The 21,213-nt window shown below is 64.7% G+C and carries 9 protein-coding genes; 2 read left to right on the top strand and 7 right to left on the bottom strand.

The features are described 5' to 3' along the window. Positions 1-2: 2 nt before the first annotated feature. From NLY36_RS05325 to NLY36_RS05295, 7 genes are all read right to left on the bottom strand, one after another. On the bottom strand, positions 3-1,043 hold the full coding sequence (locus tag NLY36_RS05325; protein WP_023696187.1) for a sulfate/molybdate ABC transporter ATP-binding protein: 1,041 nt from the start codon (positions 1,041-1,043) through the stop codon (positions 3-5). Between the two features lie 73 nt (positions 1,044-1,116). Continuing rightward, positions 1,117-2,001: a sulfate ABC transporter permease subunit CysW gene (gene cysW, locus NLY36_RS05320; protein ID WP_023690809.1), complete on the bottom strand. Its 885-nt coding sequence runs from the start codon at positions 1,999-2,001 to the stop codon at positions 1,117-1,119. Next, positions 1,994-2,845: a sulfate ABC transporter permease subunit CysT gene (gene cysT / locus NLY36_RS05315; protein WP_023735999.1), complete on the bottom strand. Its 852-nt coding sequence runs from the start codon at positions 2,843-2,845 to the stop codon at positions 1,994-1,996. The genes cysW and cysT overlap by 8 nt, the downstream gene beginning before the upstream one ends. 18 nt (positions 2,846-2,863) lie before the next feature. Next, positions 2,864-3,892 carry a sulfate ABC transporter substrate-binding protein gene (locus NLY36_RS05310; protein ID WP_023673082.1) on the bottom strand — a complete coding sequence of 343 codons (1,029 nt, stop codon included), beginning with the start codon at positions 3,890-3,892 and terminating at the stop codon, positions 2,864-2,866. 230 nt (positions 3,893-4,122) lie between these two features. Beyond that, the gene (locus NLY36_RS05305) at positions 4,123-4,806 is read right to left on the bottom strand and encodes a M15 family metallopeptidase (protein WP_023735998.1); all 684 of its coding nucleotides are present in this window, start codon (positions 4,804-4,806) and stop codon (positions 4,123-4,125) included. A 253-nt stretch (positions 4,807-5,059) separates the two neighbouring features. After that, entirely contained in the window at positions 5,060-7,165 is a 2,106-nt protein-coding gene (pbpC, locus tag NLY36_RS05300) for a penicillin-binding protein 1C (RefSeq protein WP_031249190.1), read from the bottom strand. 83 nt (positions 7,166-7,248) lie between these two features. Continuing rightward, a complete protein-coding gene (locus NLY36_RS05295) occupies positions 7,249-12,735 on the bottom strand; it encodes an alpha-2-macroglobulin family protein (RefSeq protein ID WP_286461715.1) in 5,487 nt (1,828 codons plus the stop codon). Between the two features lie 277 nt (positions 12,736-13,012). Here NLY36_RS05295 and NLY36_RS05290 point away from each other — a divergent pair, with 277 nt between their 5' ends. Together NLY36_RS05290 and NLY36_RS05285 are read left to right on the top strand one after the other, a co-directional pair. Continuing rightward, the gene (locus tag NLY36_RS05290) at positions 13,013-14,941 is read left to right on the top strand and encodes an autotransporter assembly complex protein TamA (RefSeq protein ID WP_023735996.1); all 1,929 of its coding nucleotides are present in this window, start codon (positions 13,013-13,015) and stop codon (positions 14,939-14,941) included. 2 nt (positions 14,942-14,943) lie between these two features. Next, the gene (locus NLY36_RS05285; RefSeq protein ID WP_023735995.1) at positions 14,944-20,991 is read left to right on the top strand and encodes a translocation/assembly module TamB domain-containing protein; all 6,048 of its coding nucleotides are present in this window, start codon (positions 14,944-14,946) and stop codon (positions 20,989-20,991) included. The last annotated feature ends 222 nt before the right edge of the window (positions 20,992-21,213 follow it).

Genomic DNA, 21,213 nt, shown 5'->3' with positions numbered 1-21,213 from the left:
GCTCAGGTCGCCGGGAAAAGCTTCCAGCGCCTTGGCCTGAACGCCACCCGGCTCTTCTGCGCCGCAGGATGGTCCACAGGCAGTTCGATCTCGACGCGCTGGCGCTCGCCGCCGATTTCCAGTTCGACGCGTCTTGTGCCGGCGACGCGGCGGCTGGCGGCGACCGTGCCGGCGATGCAGCCGCTGCAGCCGTCGAGCAGTTCGATATCGTGCGGGCGGAAGTACAGCGTCGCATCGCCCTCGGGTGCGTGCGGCGCCGACACGCCGATCGGACGGTCGGCGAGCCAGATCTCGCCATTCTCAACCTTGACCGGCAGCATGCTCGATTCACCGATGAAGGAGTAGACGAAGGGCGAGTTCGGCGTGTCGTAGATCTCGTCGGCGGAGCCGACCTGCTCGATGCGGCCCTGGCTCATCACCACGACGCGGTCGGCAAGCTCGAGCGCCTCTTCCTGGTCGTGGGTGACAAAGACGGTGGTGTGGCCGGTGCGGTCATGGATTTCGCGCAGCCAGCGGCGGAGTTCCCGGCGCACCTGCGCGTCGAGGGCGCCGAACGGCTCGTCGAGCAACAGCACCTTGGGCTCGATGGCCATGGCGCGCGCCAGCGCCACACGCTGGCGCTGGCCACCCGAAAGTTGCGCCGGATAGCGCTTTTCCAGGCCGGAAAGCTGGACGAGGTCGAGCAGTTCGGAGGCGCGGCGGCGGATCTCCTGTGCCGGCGGCCGCGACGGTCCATGCCGCACCTTGAGGCCGAAGCCGATATTGTCGGCGACCGTCATGTGCCGGAAGAGCGCATAGTGCTGGAAGACGAAGCCGACATTGCGCTCCTGGATCGAGCGGTGCGAGGCGTCCTCGTCGCCGAAGAAGATCTTTCCGCGCGTCGGCCGCTCCAGGCCGGCGATAAGCCTCAGCAGCGTCGTCTTGCCGGAGCCGGATGGCCCAAGCAGCGCGATCAACTCACCCGACTTGATGTCAAGCGATACGTCATGGAGGGCCGGAAACCGGTCAAACTCCTTGCGTACGTTGGCAACGCGAACTTCCATGTAGATCCCTCAGTAATTTGGTGCATGTCGTTGTCCCAAAAACGGTTCCCAGTCTTGGGCGACATGCATTTAGTCAGTGCCCGCGCGTCGCGGCGATCTCGGCGCCGTAGCGCATCTCTAGAAGTGTTTTCAAGACCAGCGTGACCAGCGCCAGGCCGGCAAGCAGCGAAGCGACGGCAAAAGCGCCGACGGCGTTGTACTCGTTGTAGAGGATTTCGACATGCAACGGCATGGTGTTGGTCAGCCCGCGTATGTGGCCCGACACGACCGAGACCGCGCCGAATTCGCCCATCGAGCGGGCGTTGCACAGAAGCACGCCGTAGAGCAATCCCCATTTGACGTTGGGCAGCGTCACGTACCAGAAGGTCTGCCAGCCATTGGCGCCGAGAGAGAGCGCGGCTTCCTCGTCGCCGTTGCCCTGTTCCTGCATCAGCGGGATCAGTTCGCGGGCAACGAAGGGGAAGGTGACGAAGATGGTCGCGAGCACGATGCCGGGCACGGCGAACAAGATCTGGATGCCGTGCGCCTTCAGCCATTCACCGAACAGTCCCTGAGCGCCAAACAAAAGCACATAGACCAGGCCGGAAATGACCGGCGAGACCGAGAAGGGCAGGTCGATCAGCGTGGTCAGAAAAGCCTTGCCCTTGAACTCGAACTTGGCGATCGCCCAGGCAGCCGAAATGCCGAAGACGACGTTAAGCGGCACGGCGATCACCGCCACCAGCAGCGTCAGCCGGATCGCCGAGCGCGTATCGGGATTGGAGAGCGATTCCGTGTAGGCGCCAATGCCTTTCGCCAGCGCCTCGTGGAAGACGATGATCAGCGGCAGCAGCAGGAAGATGGCGAGGAAGGCGAAGGCCACCGCCATCAGCAGCAGCCGCACCGGCCGGCTTTCGGTCACCGCCGCCGACCGGCTCTCGTGATGCGGTTCGTAGGATTTGATCTCGGGGTCAGCCATAGCGCTTGCGACTCCATGACTGCGCCAGGTTGATGACCAGCAGCATCACGAACGACAGCAAAAGCATGATCGCCGCGATCGCGGTGGCCGCCGGATAATTGTACTCCTCGAGCCGGATGACGATCAGAAGCGGTGCGATCTCCGACTTGTAGGGAAGGTTGCCGGCGATGAATATGACCGAGCCGTATTCGCCGACCCCGCGCGCGAAGGCGAGCGAAAAGCCGGTGATGATGGCCGGCGCCAAGCCCGGAAACAGGATGCGGGTGATGATCTGGAAGCGGTTGGCGCCGAGCGTCGCGGCGGCTTCCTCCACTTCCTTGTCGATCTCCTCCATGATCGGCTGCACCGTGCGCACGACAAACGGCAGGCCGATGAAGACAAGCGCCACGACGATGCCGAGCGGCGTGTAGGCGACCTTGATGCCGAGCGGCGCCAGGAGATGGCCGATCCAGCCATTGGGCGCATAAAGAGTAGTCAGCGCGATACCGGCCACTGCCGTCGGCAGCGCGAAGGGCAGGTCGACCATGGCGTCGACGACGCGGCGGCCGGGGAAGCGGTAGCGCACCAGCACCCAGGCGACGAGCGTGCCGAAGACGACGTTGACGGCGGCTGCGATGAAGGCTGTGCCGAAGCTGATTTCGAGTGCGTTGGTGGTCCGGCGGTCGGTGGCGATCGCCCAGAAATCGGTCCAGCCGAGGGCTGCCGAGCGCCAGATCAGGCCCGACAGGGGGATGAGGATGATGAGCGTGAGGTAGGCAAGCGAGAAGCCGAGCGTCAATCCGAAACCCGGAATGACACTCGGCTGTCTGAATCGCCACCCCGCCTTGGCGGGTGCTATGGTCATGTCGTCCTGATCTAAATCCTACTGGGCCGGCTTGTAGATCTGGTCGAATATACCACCGTCGCCGAAATGATAAGGCTGTGCCTTCTTCCAGCCGCCAAAAAGCGGATCGTCGATGGAGATCAGCTTGATTTCGGGCGTCTTCGGAATGTCAGCCGCATCCACCAGCTCGGGCTTGGCCGGACGATAGTGGTTCTTGGCGATGATCGTCTGGGCTTCCTTGGAATAGAGCCAGCCGAGATAGGCTTCGGCGACCTTGCGGGTGCCCTTGGCATCGACATTGGCGTCGACGATCGCCACCGGCGGCTCGGCCAAGATCGAGGTCGGGGGATAGACGATCTCGAAATTGTCGGCTCCGAATTCATTGAGCGCCAGATAGGCGTCGTTTTCCCAGCCGATCAGCACGTCGCCGATGCCCTTTTGCGCGAAGGTGACCGTCGAGCCGCGCGCACCTGTGTCGAGCACCGGAGCATTGGCGTAGAGCTTGCCGACGAATTCCTTGTTCTTGGCTTCGTCGCCGCCATCATTGGCGTTGGCATAGGCCCAGGCGGCAAGGTAGTTCCAGCGCGCACCGCCGGAGGTCTTGGGGTTCGGCGTGATCACCTGGACGCCGTCCTTGACCAGATCGCTCCAGTCGTGGATGCCCTTGGGGTTGCCCTTGCGGACCAGGAAGATGATGGTCGAGGTGTACGGCGCCGAATTGTTCTCGAATTTCTTGCGCCAGTCCGGATTGATCTTCTTCGATTTGGTGACGATGGCGTTGATGTCGCCCTCAAGCGCCAGCGTGACCACATCGGCATCGAGGCCGTCGATCACGGCGCGGGCCTGGGCGCCCGATCCGCCATGCGATTGCTGGATCGTGACCGTCTCGCCGGTCTCGGCCTTCCAGTGTGCGACGAAGGCTTCGTCATAGGCCTTGTAGAGTTCGCGTGTCGGGTCGTAGGACACGTTCAGAATGGTCGTATCGGCAAACGCGAAACCGAGCGTGCCGAACTGGATCGATGTGGCGACCAGTGCGCCGAGCAGTTTCTTGAAATGAGGTTTGGTCATTTCCGCCTCCGTTGATGACGGCTGAACTCTATCGAATTGATAGAAATTAGATGCATTCAACGTTGCATTTTTTGTCCCCCCGAAGGAAATTTTCGCCGATATTGGGTTTCGGAAGGAAATATTTTCCTCATATTGGTCTAACCCGAATCCGGCCGGTTTGACGCTATCTAGGAGCTGACAGCGCAGAAGCAAGGCCGAGCGAGGGAAGGCTCGGTGTAGCACCGGGCGGTTCAGCCCGCAGTGATGGGAAAATCGAAGCGCAGCTTTGGATACGGCTCATCCCGAAGCGTGTAGTGCCACCACTCGCGCGCATAATTCTTGAAGCCGCCGGCGCGCATGGCGTCGAGCAGCCTTTTGCGGTTTGCCGCCGCTTCTGCCGCCAATGGGCGATGGGCGGTTTCGCTTGCCGGGTCGAAACAGTCGAAGCTGGTGCCGAAACCGAGCGTGCCGGCGCCGGCCGCGCCGCAAGCGGCGGATGACTTGTTCTTGCCGTCGCTGCGGGCGATGGCTACATCGACGGTCGAGCCGCGCGAATGGGTTGACAATTCGCCGATATAGCCCTTGGCGATGAGGTCGCCGCGCTGCACCTGAGGGTACCATTGCGGATCGGGCGGGCCGCCCTCTCTGGTCCATTTGCCCATGTCGGCAACGGCGCGGGCCGGGCGGTAGCAGTCGAAGACGACCAGCGTCAGGCCATCGGCGGCGAGCGCTTTCTGCACACCGGACAGCGCTTGCGCAGCTTGCTTCGTGAGTATGCAGATTGGGGCGTCGTAGCCATCGGCCTTGCGATGCAGGAAATTTTCCAGGCCGGCATAGCGGATGTCCTGGCGGATCGAGGGATCGACATCGGCCAAGCGGACGAAGCCGGCGGGCAGGGGATCGGCGTCGGCGGGGGAGCAAGTCGAAACGAACATGGATAGGGCTAAGGCCAATCCTCGATGCAAGCGCTTCGGCACACCCCCCTCTGGCCTGCCGGCCATCTCCCCCGCAAGGGGGAAGATCAGATGTCGCTGCGGCTTTCGCCAATTTTCAACGTTGCTGAATGAGCGCGGCGCCGAAGCTGCCAATCTCCCTCCTTGCGGGGGAGATGGCCGGCAGGCCAGAGGGGGGTGCCTCGCGCCGGGCCTCGGGCGAAGAAGCCCAATCCCCTGAATCGCTTGGCGCCATCTATTCAACGAACACCTTCACGCTTGCCGCGCGTCCCACGGCGTCGATGACGGTGAGCGTCGAATAGCCGGCGCCGTCGGGCAGCCAGGTCGCGGTGCGGCGGCGGTCGATGCCGACGAGCGGCTTGCCATTGGCCAGCCAGCGGAACGGCGCGCGGCCGCCTTGCAGTTTCAGCACCAGCGGCGAGGCCTCGGCGGAATTGGTGGCGAGATCGACGCGGGCGCCGTTGGGCGGGAAAATGATCGTTGGCGCCGGTTCCGTCGGGCCTGCCTGCACCAGTCCGTCGGCGCCGGCGCCGAAGCGCCCCAATGTCACCGGCAGGTCTTCGCGCCTGGCCTTGAGGACACCGGCCGGCTGGCTGGGCAACGGGACGGCGGTGAGGCCGGAGCGGACGAAGCCCTCGAACAGGATGGGGGCGGCCGAGACATAGCCGGACAGGCCGGGCACCGCACCGGCATCGGCGCGGCCGACCCACACACCCAGCACGTAGCGGCCGTCGAAGCCGACCGACCAGGCGTCGCGGTAGCCGTAGGACGTCCCAGTCTTGTAGGCGATGCCGCGCTGCAAGGCGCCCTCGGGCGGCTTTACGCCCGACAATATGTCGGTGATCTGCCAGTTCGCCTGGGCGTCGAGGATCGTGGCGGTGGTGCGCTCGGCATTGGCCGGCTCGGTGCCGTCATGCAGCGTGTTTGCCTTGCCGCCATTGGCGAGGCCGGTATAGAGCTGGACGAGATCGCGCAGCGTTACGCCGACGCCTCCGAGGCCGATGGCGAGGCCCGGCGCCTCGTTGACCGGTAGCACCGGGCTGACGCCGGCCTGGCGGAAGCGCGCCATCAGCCGTGCCGGGCCGACCGAGTCGAGCACGCGGATCGCCGGAACGTTGAGCGACAGCTGCAGCGCCTGGCGGATCGAGACATCCCCCTGATAGCCCATGTCGAAATTCTTTGGCCGGTAGCCGCCGAAATCGACCGGACTGTCCTCGATCAGCATTTCCTGCGCCACCAGCCCTTGCTCGAAGGCGAGGCCATAGATGAACGGCTTCAGCGTCGAACCGGGCGAACGCACGATCCTGGTCATGTCGATCCAGCCGGAGCGGCTGGCATCGAAGAAATCGGCCGAGCCGACTTCGCCAAGAATGTCGCCGGTGCGCGCGTCCGCCATCACCATGGCGACCGACAGGCGCGGCCCAAGCTTGATCGCGGCATCTCGCGCCACCTGTTCCAGCCCTTGCTGGACGCTTTTGCGGATCGTCAGCTGCAATGGCTTGCCGGGTACGGCCTTGGGCAGCATGGCATAGGCGGCATGTGGCGCCAGTGCCGGCAGTTTGCGGCGCAAGCCCGAGACATCATCGAGCGCTGCGCGCGCGGCCTCGCGCTCGCCAAGCAGGTCAGCTGATACCATGCGGGTCAGCACGCGGTCGCGGGCTGCATGAGCGATGGTGAGATTGCGGTCGGGCCGGCGCTTTTCCGGCAATTGCGGCAGCGCAACCAGCAGGGCGGCTTCCGAGACCGTCAGCCGCTTCGGCTCCTTGCCGAAATAGGCGAGTGACGCGGCGCGCACGCCTTCGAGATTGCCGCCATAAGGCGCCAGCGTCAAATAGCGTTCGAGGATCTCCTGCTTAGACAGCCGCCGCTCGATCTGGATGGCACGCAGCATCTGCTTGATCTTCGAGCCGAGGCTGCGGTTTTCGCGTGGCTCGATCAGCCGGGCAAGCTGCATCGACAGGGTCGAGCCGCCGGAGACGATATGGCCGCTGGTGGCGAACTGGCCGGCGGCGCGCGCCAGCGCCAGCACATCGACGCCATCATGGTCCCAAAAGCGCTTGTCTTCATAGGTGACCAGCATGTCGACGAACTGCTTGTCGACCTGGTCGAGATGAGTGTCGAGCCGCCAGTAACCGTCCGGCGTGGCGAAGGCGCGCAACAGCTGGCCGTCGCGGTCCTGGACCTCGGTGGAGACGGTGAGCCTTCCGGGCAGCGGCGGCGGAAAAGCGCGGTCGAGTTCCCAGAGAGAAGCGGCAGCGATCGCCGCAAAGCCGACGAGGGAGGCGGCGGCGATGCCTGTTCGACGGAGAAATTTTCTGGAGAGCATGGTGGTGCCCTTCATCCGCCTGCCGGCTCCTTCTCTCCGCATAGCGGGGAGAAGGAGATGGTCGCGGACATCGGCGTGTTCATCTTCGTCAAGGCGCCTTACGGCGCCTTGATCTCCATCATGCCGGTGGCGGTGCGGGCCGAATATTGCGGCCGGTACATGTCCTCCACCGTGGCTGCCGGATGGGCATAGGTGCCCGGCGTTACCGCACGCACGACGTAGGCCAGCATGATGTTGCGGTCGCCATCGCCGTCATTGGGATTGAATGCCGCGACGAAACGGTCGTCGCGGAATTCGAGATGGGCTGCGTCCGTTTGCGCCAGCCAGGTGAAGTTCGACAATTGGGCGCTGGAGACAAGGCCCGGATTGTCGATCTCGAAGCCGGCCGGCAACAGGTCGGTGATCAGCAGGCGCGAAGGCCAGCGGTTCTGCTCGTAAACCTTGAGCACGACCACGTAGCGTTCGTTCTGCGTCGCCTCGGTGACGTTGGCTTCGGTGCCATCGAGCTTGTAGTAGGTGCGGTCGATGGTGAAGCCGTCGCCGCCGGCCGGCAAGGGCTCTACCGGCGAGGCGACCGTGGTGACGACCGCCTGCAGCGGCGTGGCGCCGGTGTTGGCGATGGTCAGCGGGCTGTCGGCAATGTCGGTGCCGCTGAGGTGGTTGGAATATCCACCTGCATGCGGCGCGCCGTTGACCGAGAGCGTGATCGAGTCGTTGCCCGACTTCAGCGCGCGGGCCGCCAGAAGCATCCAGGACTCGTCCTGCGTGCTGGTCCAGCGGGCATCGGCGCGTTCCCTTGCCACCAGCCGGATCAGCTCCGGCACGATGGTCGGCACCGGCTTCGATTCGGCGGCGAGCGCCAGGATCGCGGCGCCATCACGCAGCCGCGAGCCATAGTCGGACCGGTAGTAGTCGTATTCGGTGGTCGACTTGGCCAGCTGCAGCGCCGTCTGGAAGGTTGCTTCCGAACGCTGCGCGTCGCCGTAGAGCGCCAGGCTCGCCGCCAACTGGGCGACGGCCATCGGGCTCGAGAAGGCTTCGAGCTTGGTGTCGGCGTAGTAGCGCAGATCGCCGACCGAGGCCTTCTTGTTGCGGGCCAGAACATAGAGCGCGTAGGCGATTTCGCTGCCGCGATCCTGGACGTCCTGGTCGTAACCGACCGAGTTTTGCAGATTGCTCAGCGCCTGGCTCATCGCCAGGGCCGGCACGTCGTAGTTCTGCTCGCGCGCCCGGGACAGGAAGTCGGTGACGTAAGAGTCGAGCCACAGATCGCCGGAGCCCGGACCCCACAGGCCGAAGCTGCCGGCCGAAGCCTGGTAGCTCAGCACCTTGTAGATGGCGGCCTGCACGCGGCCGTGCAGTTCGGGATCGCTTTGCATGCCAACGCCGGACGCCAGATCGTTGACGTAGAGAAGCGGCATGGCGCGGCTGGTGGTCTGCTCGGCGCAACCATAGGGGTAGCGGTCGAGCGTCATCAGCAGTGACGGCACGTCGAAGGCCGCAGCCTGCGAAACGCCGACGCTGATCGAGGCGCCGTCGAGCAGGCTTGCCGCGAGCAGCTCCTTGTCGACGCGCAGCGAGCCGCCATTGCCCTTGAGGTCGACGACCAGACGGGTGGTGACCGGCAATTGCGCCGGACGCACCGGAACATACAGCGTCTGCTCGACGGCGGTGCCGTCGCCATGGGCGAGCTTGATGGTGATCGAGGCATTGCCCGCCGTCTGTGCAATCAGCGGCACGGTCAGCGTCTGGCGCTTGCCCTTGGCCAGCGTCAGCTTTTCGGGCAAGGGCTTGTCGCCGGTCGAGAGGTCGCCGGTCGTGGCGATCGACAGGGCATAGTCGCCCTCCGGACCGTCGGTGTCGGCGACGTCGAGCCGCATGATAGCTGCATCTCCAGGCGCCAGGAAGCGGGGCAGGCCGGCAGTGATCACCACCGGATCGCGCACGATGACATCGGTCGTGGCATGGCCGACGGCCTCCTTGGTCCAGGCGACGGCCATGACGCGCACGGTGCCGTTGAACTGCGGGATGTCGAAGTCGATCCTCGCCTTGCCGTCGGCGTCGAGCTGGACCGGGCCGGAGAAGAAGGCGACCAGCTTTTCGGTCGGCGGACTGCCTTGCGGCTGCATTGAGGCGCCGTCGCCGCCGGTCCTGAGCTTGCCGGTGGTGCCGAGGGAGCCGTCGATGAGACGGCCATAGATGTCGCGGACTTCGAGCCCGAGCATGCGCTGGCCGAAATACCAGCCCTCCGGATCCGGCGCCTTGTAGTTGGTGAGGTTCAAAATGCCGACATCGACGGCAGCGACCGTGACATAGGCATTGCTGCCCGGCGCTACGCCGGCGACCGAAACCGGGATCGACAGCTGCTGGCGCGGCATCGTCTTGTCCGGCGGCGTCAGGGTGACGGCGAGCTTTTTCGAGCCTGGGTCGACCGTCAGCCATTTTACGCCGATGGCGCGCGCCGGCATGCGGGTTTCCTGCGCATCGCCGGGCCGGAACAGGGTTGCGGTGATGTAGGCGCCGGCGCCCCAGTCGTCACCGACCGGGATGTCGACCGTGCTGCCGCCGGCCGGCATGGTTGCCGTGACGGTCTTGAGCAGCTTGTCGGCGCCAATGGTGACCAGCAGTTCGCCGGCAAAATGCGGCGACACTTTCAGCTTGGCCACGTCGCCGACGGCATAGCTGTCCTTGTCGAGAGCGATCTCGAGCCCATCAGGCGTTTCGGTGGAGGTCGAGGAGACATACCAGCCGGCGTCGAACTCATAGCTGGTCGCCGGGCCCTCGGGATCGGCAGTCTCGATCTCGAGCCGGTACTGGCCCCAGTCGACCGGCATCGTCACGGTCGCCTCGGCATCGGCGCTGAGATCGACCTGGCCGTTGGCGATCGACTTGGTGAAGGTGACCGGTTCGTAGTTCCACGAGTTGTTGTTGCGGTACCACTGGTAATTGCGTTCGACCTTGACCAGCGACCACTGCGCGCCCTTCAGCGTCTCGCGCTTGCCGTCGGGGTCGACCGCGATGAGGCTGAACTTGGCGGTGCCGCCCTGCGGCACCTCATTGTCGGCGAAATCCGGACGAATGCCGATCATGTGGCCTTGCGGGCGGATGCCGATGTTGAGCGAGCGTTCGATGGCGCGGCCGCCGGTTTCACGCATGCGAACCGTGACCTTGGCGTCGACCAGCTTGGTGGTCGCGGGCAACTGGTCGACCGTGACCGGGAAGGTCGCCTTGCCGTCGTCGCCGACCACCGGCAGACCGGTGAACGGGGTGACCGAAGGCTCGGCCGACTGCTCGTCGGCAAGGCCGAACGAATAGCCGGCGAAACGGTCCCAGTCGCGCGCCGTCGACAGCGTCAGCTCGCCTTCGAGCGCGAGGCCGGCGGCCGGCGCGCCATAGAGGAAGCGCCCGTCAATGTCGATGTTGGCGGTTTCGCCCTGTGCGATCTCCTGCTTGTCGGACTTCATGTCGAACTCGATGCGATCCGGCACGAAGTCTTCGACCAGGAACATCTGGCTGGAAACGGCCGCCTGCTTGGGATCGGTATAGATCGACACCGTCCAGGTGCCGCGCATGGCGTTGGCTTCCAGCGGCAGGTCGACGGCATAGCCGCCGGCCGAGACGCCATCGGCAACGATGCGGCGGTTCTCGACGCCGTCGGGACGGGTGAAGATGAAGGTCAGCGGCAGGTTTTCCACCGCTTTGGAGGCGCCGTCGCGGGCAAGGGCTGCGACATGCACATCCTCGCCGGCGCGGTAGATGCCGCGTTCGGTCCAGGCATAGACATCGAGCGCGCCCGGTGCGGCGCGTCCGGCGACGCCGCGATCGGACAGATCGAAGCCGGCGCGGCCCATGTCGAGGAAGACGAAATCGTTGTCGCCCTGCTTGGCCATCAGAACGGCCGGCACCATGCCGCCGTCGCCGCGCGTCAGGCCGGGGTTGAAGACAGCATGGCCTTCGGCGTCCGACGTGGCTGTGCCGAGGATTTCATTGTTCCTGGCCAGCAGCGTCAGTTCGGCGCCGGCGATCGGCTTGGCGGTTCCGAGCGAGCGGGCAAAGACATTGAGGCCATCCTGGCCGGTATAGGTCGACAGGCCGATGTCCGAGACGACGAACCACTGCGTGGCAAGCGAATTGTAATTGTCCTCGTCATTTTCATTTACCGCTTGCGCGGTCAGCACGTAGACGCCGGGCTTGCGCTGCGGCAAGGCTTCGTCGACCGGGAACGAAGTCGTGACGTCCTTGTTGAGGTCGTTGGCGATATCGAGCTGCCCCTGCCAGACCGGCTCACCCATCTGGTCGGAAATGCTGGAGATATCATAGCCGTCGAGCTGCTTCAGGAACTGATAGCCGGACAGAAGCTGCGCCAGCGAACGATCGCCGATGCGGTAGAGCTTCATCTGCGCGGCATTCATGTTGACGGTGACGACCGGGATGCCGCGGCGGGCGCCGGCGGGCAGCACGAAGCTGTCGCCGGTGAAGCGGGCGGACGGCGCGCGGTCCTGCACATAGATCGACAGCACGACCGGAGCGGCGGTGACCTCGCCAATGGCGGCCGGCAGGCCGGCGCGGAAGGTCACTTCGTAATGCTGGCCGTGCTCCAGGCCTTCGACGCAGATCTGCTTGTCCTTGGCCTCGACGCCCTTGGGCGGCTGGTTGTCGACGGTGACGAACTGGGCGTAGTCGACGCCGGTCTTGACCAGCTCCTCGGAAAACTGCGCGCAAATGCGCGGCGCGCTGGTGTCGGCGTCGATCGAGTGATCGATGACGCGGAAGCCCTTGCGGGCCTTGAGATCCTCATATTCGGCCTTGACCGCCGGCGAACTGACCAGCGCGAGGCTGGCTTCATAAGCCTGCAGGGCTGGACGGTAGAGATCGCGGCGGTCGAGGCCGTTGCCGAGCAGCGCCAGCACTTCGGCGCGGGTCTTGGTGGTGCGCAGCAATTTGTAGGCGTTGATGGCGGCGGAGGTGCCTTTGACCGGCAGATTGTAGGATTCGGAGGTGCCGCTGGCCGGCTGTATGGCAAGCGTTTCACGCGCCAGACCGAGCCAAAGCTGGCCGTCGTCAGGCAGGACCGAGACCGCGGCCTCGTATTTGTTCATGGCCTGGCCATGGTCGCCGGTCAGTGCAGCCTGTTCGGCGGCGGCGCGGAGTGATTCCAGCCCGTCGGTCGGCTTGTCATAGGCCGGATCGGTCAGCTTGTTGCGGTATTGCTGGGCCTGGTCGGCCATCCAGTTGGGGAAGAAGGCGAGTTCCGGCGGGGCGCCGATATCGGGGTCGCCATCGACATTGACGACCTTGCCCGCGACCGCGCCGCTGAAGGGTTTCAACTGGTTATAGTCGGATTTTAGGAAGCACCATTTGGCCTTGTTGTTGTAAGTAAAGGCGCGGCAGGCGGGGTCGCCGAGGCATGTCGTCTTGCACTGATCGAGGCTGACATTCTGGTCCGATCTGAGATCGAAGCCGAAATAGTCGGAATTATTTGAGGTCACCACCCGGCGGGCTTCGGCCGCTTGCGCTACAGACCCCCAGGCGAAAATGAGAAGAATCAAGATCGACAGACCACGAGCCGCCGCGCGCATCGCCATAACACCCTCCAGACACTGCTACGTCCGCGGCATGTTCAAGCTTCAGTCAAGCTTGTCAACACGAGGACGGGCAGGTTTCCGCCCGCCAACGGTTCCCAAACCGGCCAATGACCGGTATGCCGATAGTTCATCCACGGGAAAGGGATCACGCTTTCTTGCGAAAACGCAGAAGGTGTGAATTCCAAGCCCTGCCTATTTCAGACAATTGGATTGTGGCCCCTTTACGAGCGCTTCAAAACTTCATTCCAATTTTAGTTTTGTAACCTAGGTTGTCCTGATGCCGGCGTATGAAGCGCAGATGTCGAAGGTAAGTGCGCCACGGCGCACGCTTTCGCGCGCGCTGATTGTGGCGTTGGCGTGCTCGAGCGTGCTCGTTGCCGAATCGGGGTCGGCGGCCGCCTTCGAGCTCTTCGGCATCAAATTGTGGGGCTCTTCGAATGACGAGGACGCCGATATCGTCGACCCGCTGCGCTATGCGGTGACCATCGAAGCGCCCGATGCCGACAAGGACTTGGTCAAGAAGCTCGAAAACGCCTCGTCGCTGAAATCCGACGAGGACCGCCCGGTTTCCGGCTCGCTCGGCCTTTTGGCAAAGGCGCGTAGCGACCGCGAACAGCTGGTCGCCGCGCTTTATGCCGACGCCCGTTATGAAGGCGTCGTCACCATCACCATCCAGGGCAAGGTGCTCGACGATTTGCCGCCCGATGCCGAATTTACGGGTCCGCAGCCGATCCCGGTGGTGATCAGCATCTCGAGCGGGCCCAAATTCACGCTCGGCAATATTCGGCTGGAGGGCGATGCCGCCGGGCTGGCGAGCGCCGATTTCGGCCTGATAGCCGGCGGCGATGCCGGCTCGGGCGCCGTGCTCAAGGCCGAGGCGCTGATCGTGCGGGCGCTGAAGCAGGAGGGCCGGCCGCTGGCCCGGATCACCGACAGGCAGGTCGTGGCCGAGCACACCACCTCGACGCTAGACGTGACGCTGACGGTGGCCGCCGGGCCGGTTGCCGGTTATGGCGACACCACCGTCGATGGCACCGAGAAGGTCGATCGCGAGTTCACCGAATATATGACCGGGCTGAAACGCGGCCGGCAATATTCGCCTGACGAGATCGACGATGCCCGCGACCGGCTGCTGAGGCTCGAAGTGTTCAACAGCGTGACGCTGAAGGAAGCCGACAGTCTTGACGCCGACGGCAACATTCCGATCGGCGTTCAGGTCAGCGAGCGCAAACCACGCTATTTCGGCGTCGGCGGCACTTTCTCCAACACCGAAGGGCTAGGACTGGAAGGCTATTGGGGCCACCGAAATCTGTTCGGCCGGGCCGAAAAGCTGCGCATCGAGGGCAAGATCAGCGGCATCGGCAGCAACGATCTCAGCGAGCTCAACTACAATGCCGGCATCATGTTCGAGAAGCCGGGGGTGGTCGGGCCGGCCTCGAAATTCATCGCCAGCGTCAAGACCGTACTCGAACATCCCGACGCCTACGACCATTTTTCGGTCAAGGGCAGCACCGGCCTGTCCTATGAGATCGACAAGAAGCAGACGGTGTCGGCTGAAATCGCGCTCGACTACTCCAGGATCACCGACGCTTTCGGCAAGCACAAATACCTGATCGCCAGCATTCCGCTGCAATATGTCTACGACAACAGGGACAACCGGCTCAATCCGACCAGCGGCTTCAGGGTTCTGGCCTATGCCGAACCAAGCTACGACATTCTGAGCGGCGCCGCCTTCCTCAAGCTCAGGGGCGAGGGGTCGGCCTATCAATCGCTCGACACGGCCTCGAAATTCGTGCTTGCCGAACGCGTCGCGCTGGGTTCGATCGTCGGCACCGGCCTTCAGAACGTTCCAGCCGACAGGCGCTTCTATTCCGGCGGTGGCGGCTCGGTGCGGGGCTATGCCTATCAGGGCATCGGACCGAAGGACATCGACAATCAGCCGATCGGCGGGCTTTCCTTCTTCGAAACATCGGTCGAAATGCGCATTGCGCTGACCGACACGATCGGCATCGTGCCGTTCGTCGACGCCGGCACTGTCTCGACCACAGCGACGCCGGACTTTTCCGACGTGAAGGTCGGCGCGGGCGTTGGCCTGCGCTACATCACGCCGTTCGGGCCGCTGCGCATCGACGCCGCCGTGCCGCTCAACCGCGACCGTGGCGACCCGCGTTTCGGCATCTATGCCGGGATCGGACAGGCGTTCTGACGATGAAGATTTTGAAACGCATCCTTCGCCTGTTTTTCTACACGCTGCTGATCGTGGCGGCGGCGGGCATCGGCGCGCTGGTCGTGCTGACCAAGACCGAGCGCGGCCGCGAAAATCTCGCCGGCATCATCTCTGACATGGCGTCGTCAGGGGACAGCAAAGTCACGGTCAGCGGCATTAACGGTATCTGGTCCGGCGCGCTGACGGTCGACCATGTCGTGCTGGAAGACCGCGAGGGCGCTTGGCTGGTGGCCCGCAAGGTGGCCGTCGACTGGTCGCCGCTGGCGCTGCTGTCGAAGAATTTCAGCGCCGACCGCATAGCGGCCGAACGGATAGAACTGGCACGGCTGCCTGTGGCGAGCACCGAGCCGAGCAAGAGCGGGTCGACCGGCCTGCCGGTTTCGCTTGATATCAGAGCGATCGATTTGCCGGAGATCGCGCTCGGCCAGCAACTTGCCGGCAGCGGCATTGCCGAACTTGCGGCCAAGGGATCGGCCAAGGTCGATGCGTCGCCGCTGGCGATCCAGACGGTGCTCAACGTTACCCGCCATGACGGCAAGCAAGGCAATGTCGACGCCAACATCCACTTCGCGCCGGATGAAAACAAGCTCGACCTCGATCTCAAGGCTTCCGAGCCGGCCGGCGGCATCATCGCCAACCTGCTCAAGCTACCCGGTGCGCCGCCGGTCAACATCGTCGTCTCGGGCACCGGGCCGCTGGCCAACTGGAGCGGCATCGGCACCTTTATGGTCGACGGTCAGATCGTTACCCAGCTCACCGGCCGGCACCAGCTGACCGACAAGGGCAACCGGATCGAGGCCAAGGGCGACGGTTCGTTCGAAGGCTTCCTGCCGGAACGGTTCAAGTCGCTGTTTGCCGGCAAGACCAGTTTCGACCTAGCCGGCACCGCGACCGCGGCTGGCGGCGTCGACATCGAGCGCGCTGCGATCGAGAGCGACGCAGTTCATGGGACCGCTGCCGGCATGGTCGACCCCAAGGGCGCCAGCGACCTTTCGGTCGAACTCGTGGCCAAAGCCAAGCCGGTCACGGTCAATGCCGGTACCCCGGCGCAGCCGATCATGGTGGCCATCAACAATGTGACCGCGCGCGCCTTCGGTGACGGCAAGGTGCCGATGATCGACGCCAGCGCTTCACTCGTCTCGGTGGTTGCGGGCGGTTCTCAGGTGAACAATCTCGATGCGCGGATCCATTCCGACGGTTTCGACATCGAGAACCGCAGCGGCCCGGTCAGCGTGTCGCTGGCGGCGGCCGGGCTGAAGACCGACGTGGCGACGCTGGCGCCGCTGATCACCGGCAAGCTGACGGCCTCTCTTGCCGGTTCGATCAGCAGGGACGAGATTTCCCTCGACGAAGGCACGCTGCGCAGCGATGCTCTCAATGCCGGGCTGACGGCCAAGGTGACGCTGGCCGATCTCGCCATGACGCTGAAGATGAATGCGGATGCTGTGTCGACGGCGCTGCCGCCGCAGATCAGTTCGCTGCTTGGCGAACGGGTCAAATTCTCGGCGACCGCGACGCGCGATCCGCAGGGCTCTTTCGCCGCCAACACGATCGAACTCACTTCCGGTTCGCTGAGCGCCAGCGGCACCGCCAGCGCGCAAGGCAGCGATATCCAGGCCGACATCAAGGGCAAGCTCGGCGACGTCTCGGTGCTGTCTTCGCTGGTCGGCGTGCCGGTCGCCGGCGGGGTCGATTTCGCGCTGACGGCAAGCGGCGCGCGCAACGCACCGGATTTCTCGGTTTCGGCCGACAGTGCCAGCCTGACGGCCTCCGGCCGCACGGTCAAGGACATCAAGCTGACCGCATCGGGCAAGGCCGACATTGTGAGCCCGGCCGCAGATGTCTCGCTGACCGGCGCGGTCGACGAACAGCCGCTCGCCATCAAGGCGGCGCTGGTGACGAGCGATGGCAAGCGCTCCATCAAGGGGCTCAGCGTAGCGCTGGGCGACAACAAGGTGTCGGGCGACCTCACGCTCGATGAAAAATTCCTGCCGCTGGGGACGCTGACGATCTCCGCGCCCGATATCGCGCCGCTGGCGTCGCTGGCCGGGCAGACGGCGGCCGGCGATATCGGCGGCACCGTGGTGTTCGCCAAAGACGGCGAGGCTCCCACTGTCACCATCAATGCAGCCAGCGTGTCGATCGCGCGCGGTGATGTGGCAGCCAAGGCAGTCACCGTCAGCGCACTGATCGCCAACTATCTCAACAGGCCTGCGATCTCCGGCACGATCAAGGCCGAGAGCGTGACCTCGGGAACGACCGTCGTCGGTGGCATCGGCGTCGACCTCAAGCGTGACGGCGACTGGACGAATTTCACCGGCGGCGCAACCATATCAGGCATTCCGGCGACAGCTGCCGGGCGGGCGAAGATTGCCGGCGGCACGACCAGCGTCGAGATCGCGTCCGGCGAGGCGACGGTGCGCGGCATCAAGGTGGCGATCGCCGAGCCGTCGAGCCTGACCATTGCCGATGGCATAACCAACATTCAAAGACTGGTAGTCGATCTCGGCGGCGGCTCGGTGACGCTGTCGGGCACGGCGGGCCAGACGCTCGATCTGGCGGCGACCTTCTCGGCGCTGCCGGCTGCGCTTGCCAATGGCTTTTCGCCCGGCCTCGATGCCGCGGGCACGCTCGACGGCACGGCGCAAATCACCGGGCCGTCAGCAAATCCCGACATTCGCTTTAATGCAAAACTGGCCGGCGCCGAGACCAGCCAGACCCGTCAGGCCGGGCTCGGACCGCTCGATGTCGATGCGGCCGGCAGCTATTCGACGGCCGGCGGCATCGTGCTGGATCAGGCGACGCTGTCGGGCCAAAAAATCTCCGGCAAGGCAGCCGGCACCCTCAACCCGAACGGCGCCAGCGATTTCGCGCTCGACCTGACCTCTTCCGGTCCGAGCCTGCCGCTGGCGTTCGGCAACGTGGAAGGCCCGATCAAGCTCGAATTGCAGGCGCTGTCTGTGAAGGCGGCGGGGCAGGCTGCGCAAGCCAAGCTCGATATCTCGGCGGTGTTGCCGTCGGTGGCGACGAATTTCACCAAGGTCGAAGGCATCGCGCTGGCGCTGCATTCCGACGCGTTCGATGTGAGAAGCCGCACCGGTTCGATCTCGGGCACGGTGACGGCGGACAAGATAGGTCTGGACAATCCGACCATCGCACCGCTGATCGCCGGCAAAGTCACCGCCAAGGTCGCGGGCAGCCTGGCGGCCGATGCGATCACCATCGACAGCGGCTCGGTGCAGGGCGATGCGCTGGGCAGCGCCTTCAATGGCCGTGTCGGCTTTGCCGATGGAGCAATCGACCTCAACCTCAACGCCGACGTGCTGTCGGCGGCGTTGCCGGCGGCGGCGCGCAGCGTGCTGGCAGAGCGCACGCAGCTCAGCGCCACGCTGAAGCGGGATGCCAATGGCAATGTCAGCGCCAATCCGGTCACGCTGGCGTCGGGCGCACTGACCGCGGACGGTCAGGCCAGCCTCGCCGACAACAAGCTTAGCGCAGATATCAAGGGTGCACTGGCCGACATCTCGCTGTTGTCGAAAGATGCCAAAGGCGCGATCAGCTTTGCACTCAACGCGCAGGGGCCCAGCCTGGCGCCGGACCTGTCGCTGACCGTCAACAGCGACCGCCTGCTGGTGGCGGAACGCGAAATCACCGGACTTAAGCTGATTGCGACCGGCAAGGCCGATGCCGCGAACCCGGCAGCCAATGTGCAACTGACCGGCAATGTCGCGGGGCAGGCGCTTCAAGGCAGCGCGGTGCTGGCCACGGCCGACGGCAAGAGCGCCATCAACGGCCTGCTGCTGTCACTCGGCAAGAACAGGATTTCCGGCGACCTCGCCCTCGACGAGGCTTTCGTGCCGGTCGGCACCATCGCGCTCGACCTGCCGGATATCGGGCCGCTGGCGGCGCTGGCGCTGGAAAAGGCCGAAGGCGACGTGCGCGGCACTATTGCATTCTCCAAGACCGCGGATGGCCCGAACGTCGCCGTCAAGGCTGCGACCGCTTCGATTACGCGCGGCGACCTGCAGGCGAATACGGTGTCGATCGATGCGCTGGTCGCCAACTATCTCGCCGCGCCGGTCATCTCGGGCAAAATTCGCGCCGACAGCGTCATTTCCGGCGGCACCGCCATCAGCGGCATCGATGTCGATTTGAAGCGCGACGGCGACTGGACCGGGTTTTCCGGCGGCGCCACCGTCAAGGGCATTCCGGCGAAGGCCGCGGGCAGGGTAAAGGTGGCTGGCGGCACCACCACCATCGAACTCGCTTCCGGCCAGGCCACGGTGCAGGGCATCAAGGCGGCCATCGCCCAGGCCTCGACCGTCAGCATCGCGAACGGCACCACGACGCTGGACAAGCTGGTGCTCAATCTCGGTGGCGGCACGGCGACGGTGACCGGCAAGGTCGGGCAGGCACTCGACATCAGCGCCGCGCTGTCGAAGGTGCCGGCCTCACTCGCCAACAGTTTTTCGCCGGGCCTCCAGGCCGCCGGTTCGATTTCGGGAACAGTCAAGGTAACCGGCGCGCCGGGCAATCCGACTGTCGCCTTCGATATCGATGCTGGTGGGGTGCAGACCTCGCAGACGCGCAGCGCCGGTCTTGGCGGCATGAATATCTCTTCGTCGGGAACATTTGCCGGCAAGAAGCTCACCTTCAACGCCGACATCAGCGACGGCGCCGGGCTTGGCCTCAAGGGCGGCGGTACGGTGACGACGGCCGGCACACCAGCGCTGGTGCTCGACTTCAACGGCAAGGTGCCATTTTCCTTCCTGGCCGCCAAGCTTGCGGCGCAAGGGCTGTCGCTCAGCGGCACCGCCAACGTCAATATCCAGATGCGCGGCCCGGCGGCGTCGCCGGTGATCGGCGGCACGGTCAGCACGTCGGGCGCCCGCCTGGTCGACGCGCGCTCCGGCCTTGCCGTCAATGACATTGCCGCCGACATTTCGATCGGCAACGGCGTTGCCCGGATCAACCGGCTGACCGGCACGCTGTCGACACGCGGCAGCCTGTCGGCCTCCGGCACACTCGGCATCAATCCGGCGCAAGGTTTCCCAGCCGATCTGTCGATCAAGCTGGTCGACGGCCGCTATACCGACGGCAGGGTGGTGACAGCCAATCTCGGCGGCGACCTGACCATAAAGGGGCCGCTCACCTCGGCGCCGGTGATTTCGGGCACCGTCAACCTGGCCAAGACCGTCATCACCGTTCCCGATAAGCTGCCGGGCTCGCTGGCAGCACTCGGTGTCAAGCACAAGAACGCGCCCGCCTCCGTGCGGGCGCAGGACAAGGCCTTGCGACCGGCGGCGGCCAGCGGGGGTGGCGGCAGTGGGCTTGTCCTCGACGTCACGGTCAATGCGCCGAACCAGATCTTCATCCAGGGCAGGGGCGTCGATGCCGAGTTCGGCGGTTCGCTGAGGCTGACCGGCCCGGCGGCTTCGCCGCAGGCGGTCGGCACCTTCACCTTGCAGCGTGGGCGGCTGTCGATCCTCGGCAAGCGGCTGACCTTTACCGAAGGCACGGTCGGCTTTTCGGGCTCGCTGGTGCCCTACCTCAACTTGACCGCGACATCGACCACGACCAGCGCCACCGTCACCATCGTCGTCTCGGGCGAAGCGACCAATCCGAAATTCGACTTCTCATCGGTGCCGGCGCTGCCCGAGGACGAGGTGCTGGCGCAGCTGATTTTCGGCCGCTCTATGTCGAACCTGTCGCCGCTGCAGATCGCGCAGCTGGCCGAGGCCGCCGGCCAACTGGCCGGCGTCGGCGGCTCGACCTCGCTGCTCGAAAACCTGCGCAGTGCAATCGGCGTCGACGACCTGGATGTGACCACCGATGACCAGGGCGGGACGGCCGTGTCTGCGGGCAAGTATCTCAATGACCGCACCTATGTGACGATCCAGAAAGGCGACAGGCCAGGATCGGGCAAGGCGACGATCGACCTCAATGTCGGACGCGGCGTCAAGCTGCGCGGCGAGGCCAACGATGGCGGCGAGGCCAAGGGCGGCATATTCTACGAAAAGGAATATTGAGTTCCTGGCCCTTACCGCCGCCGGAACTGGCGCTGTCTCAACCCGCCCAAAATGTATCAATTTACTCGCCTAAGCAGATTCCGGCGGAATCTGGGCGCGCTAGCACTTTTGCGCCAAGTCTGTCGTTATCACGCGAACCGCTCCCTTTTCAAAGTTGCACATTCCCTAACAGGTTCCGTAGCCATGCCGTCTTTGACATCACGGCAGGGATGCGGAATGTTA

Origin of the sequence: Mesorhizobium sp. C399B (genome assembly GCF_030323185.1) — a bacterium.
Taxonomy (GTDB): Bacteria; Pseudomonadota; Alphaproteobacteria; order Rhizobiales; family Rhizobiaceae; genus Mesorhizobium.
The sequence above is the reverse complement of the archived record's forward strand: the minus strand, read 5'-3'. Positions and strand labels throughout refer to the sequence as shown.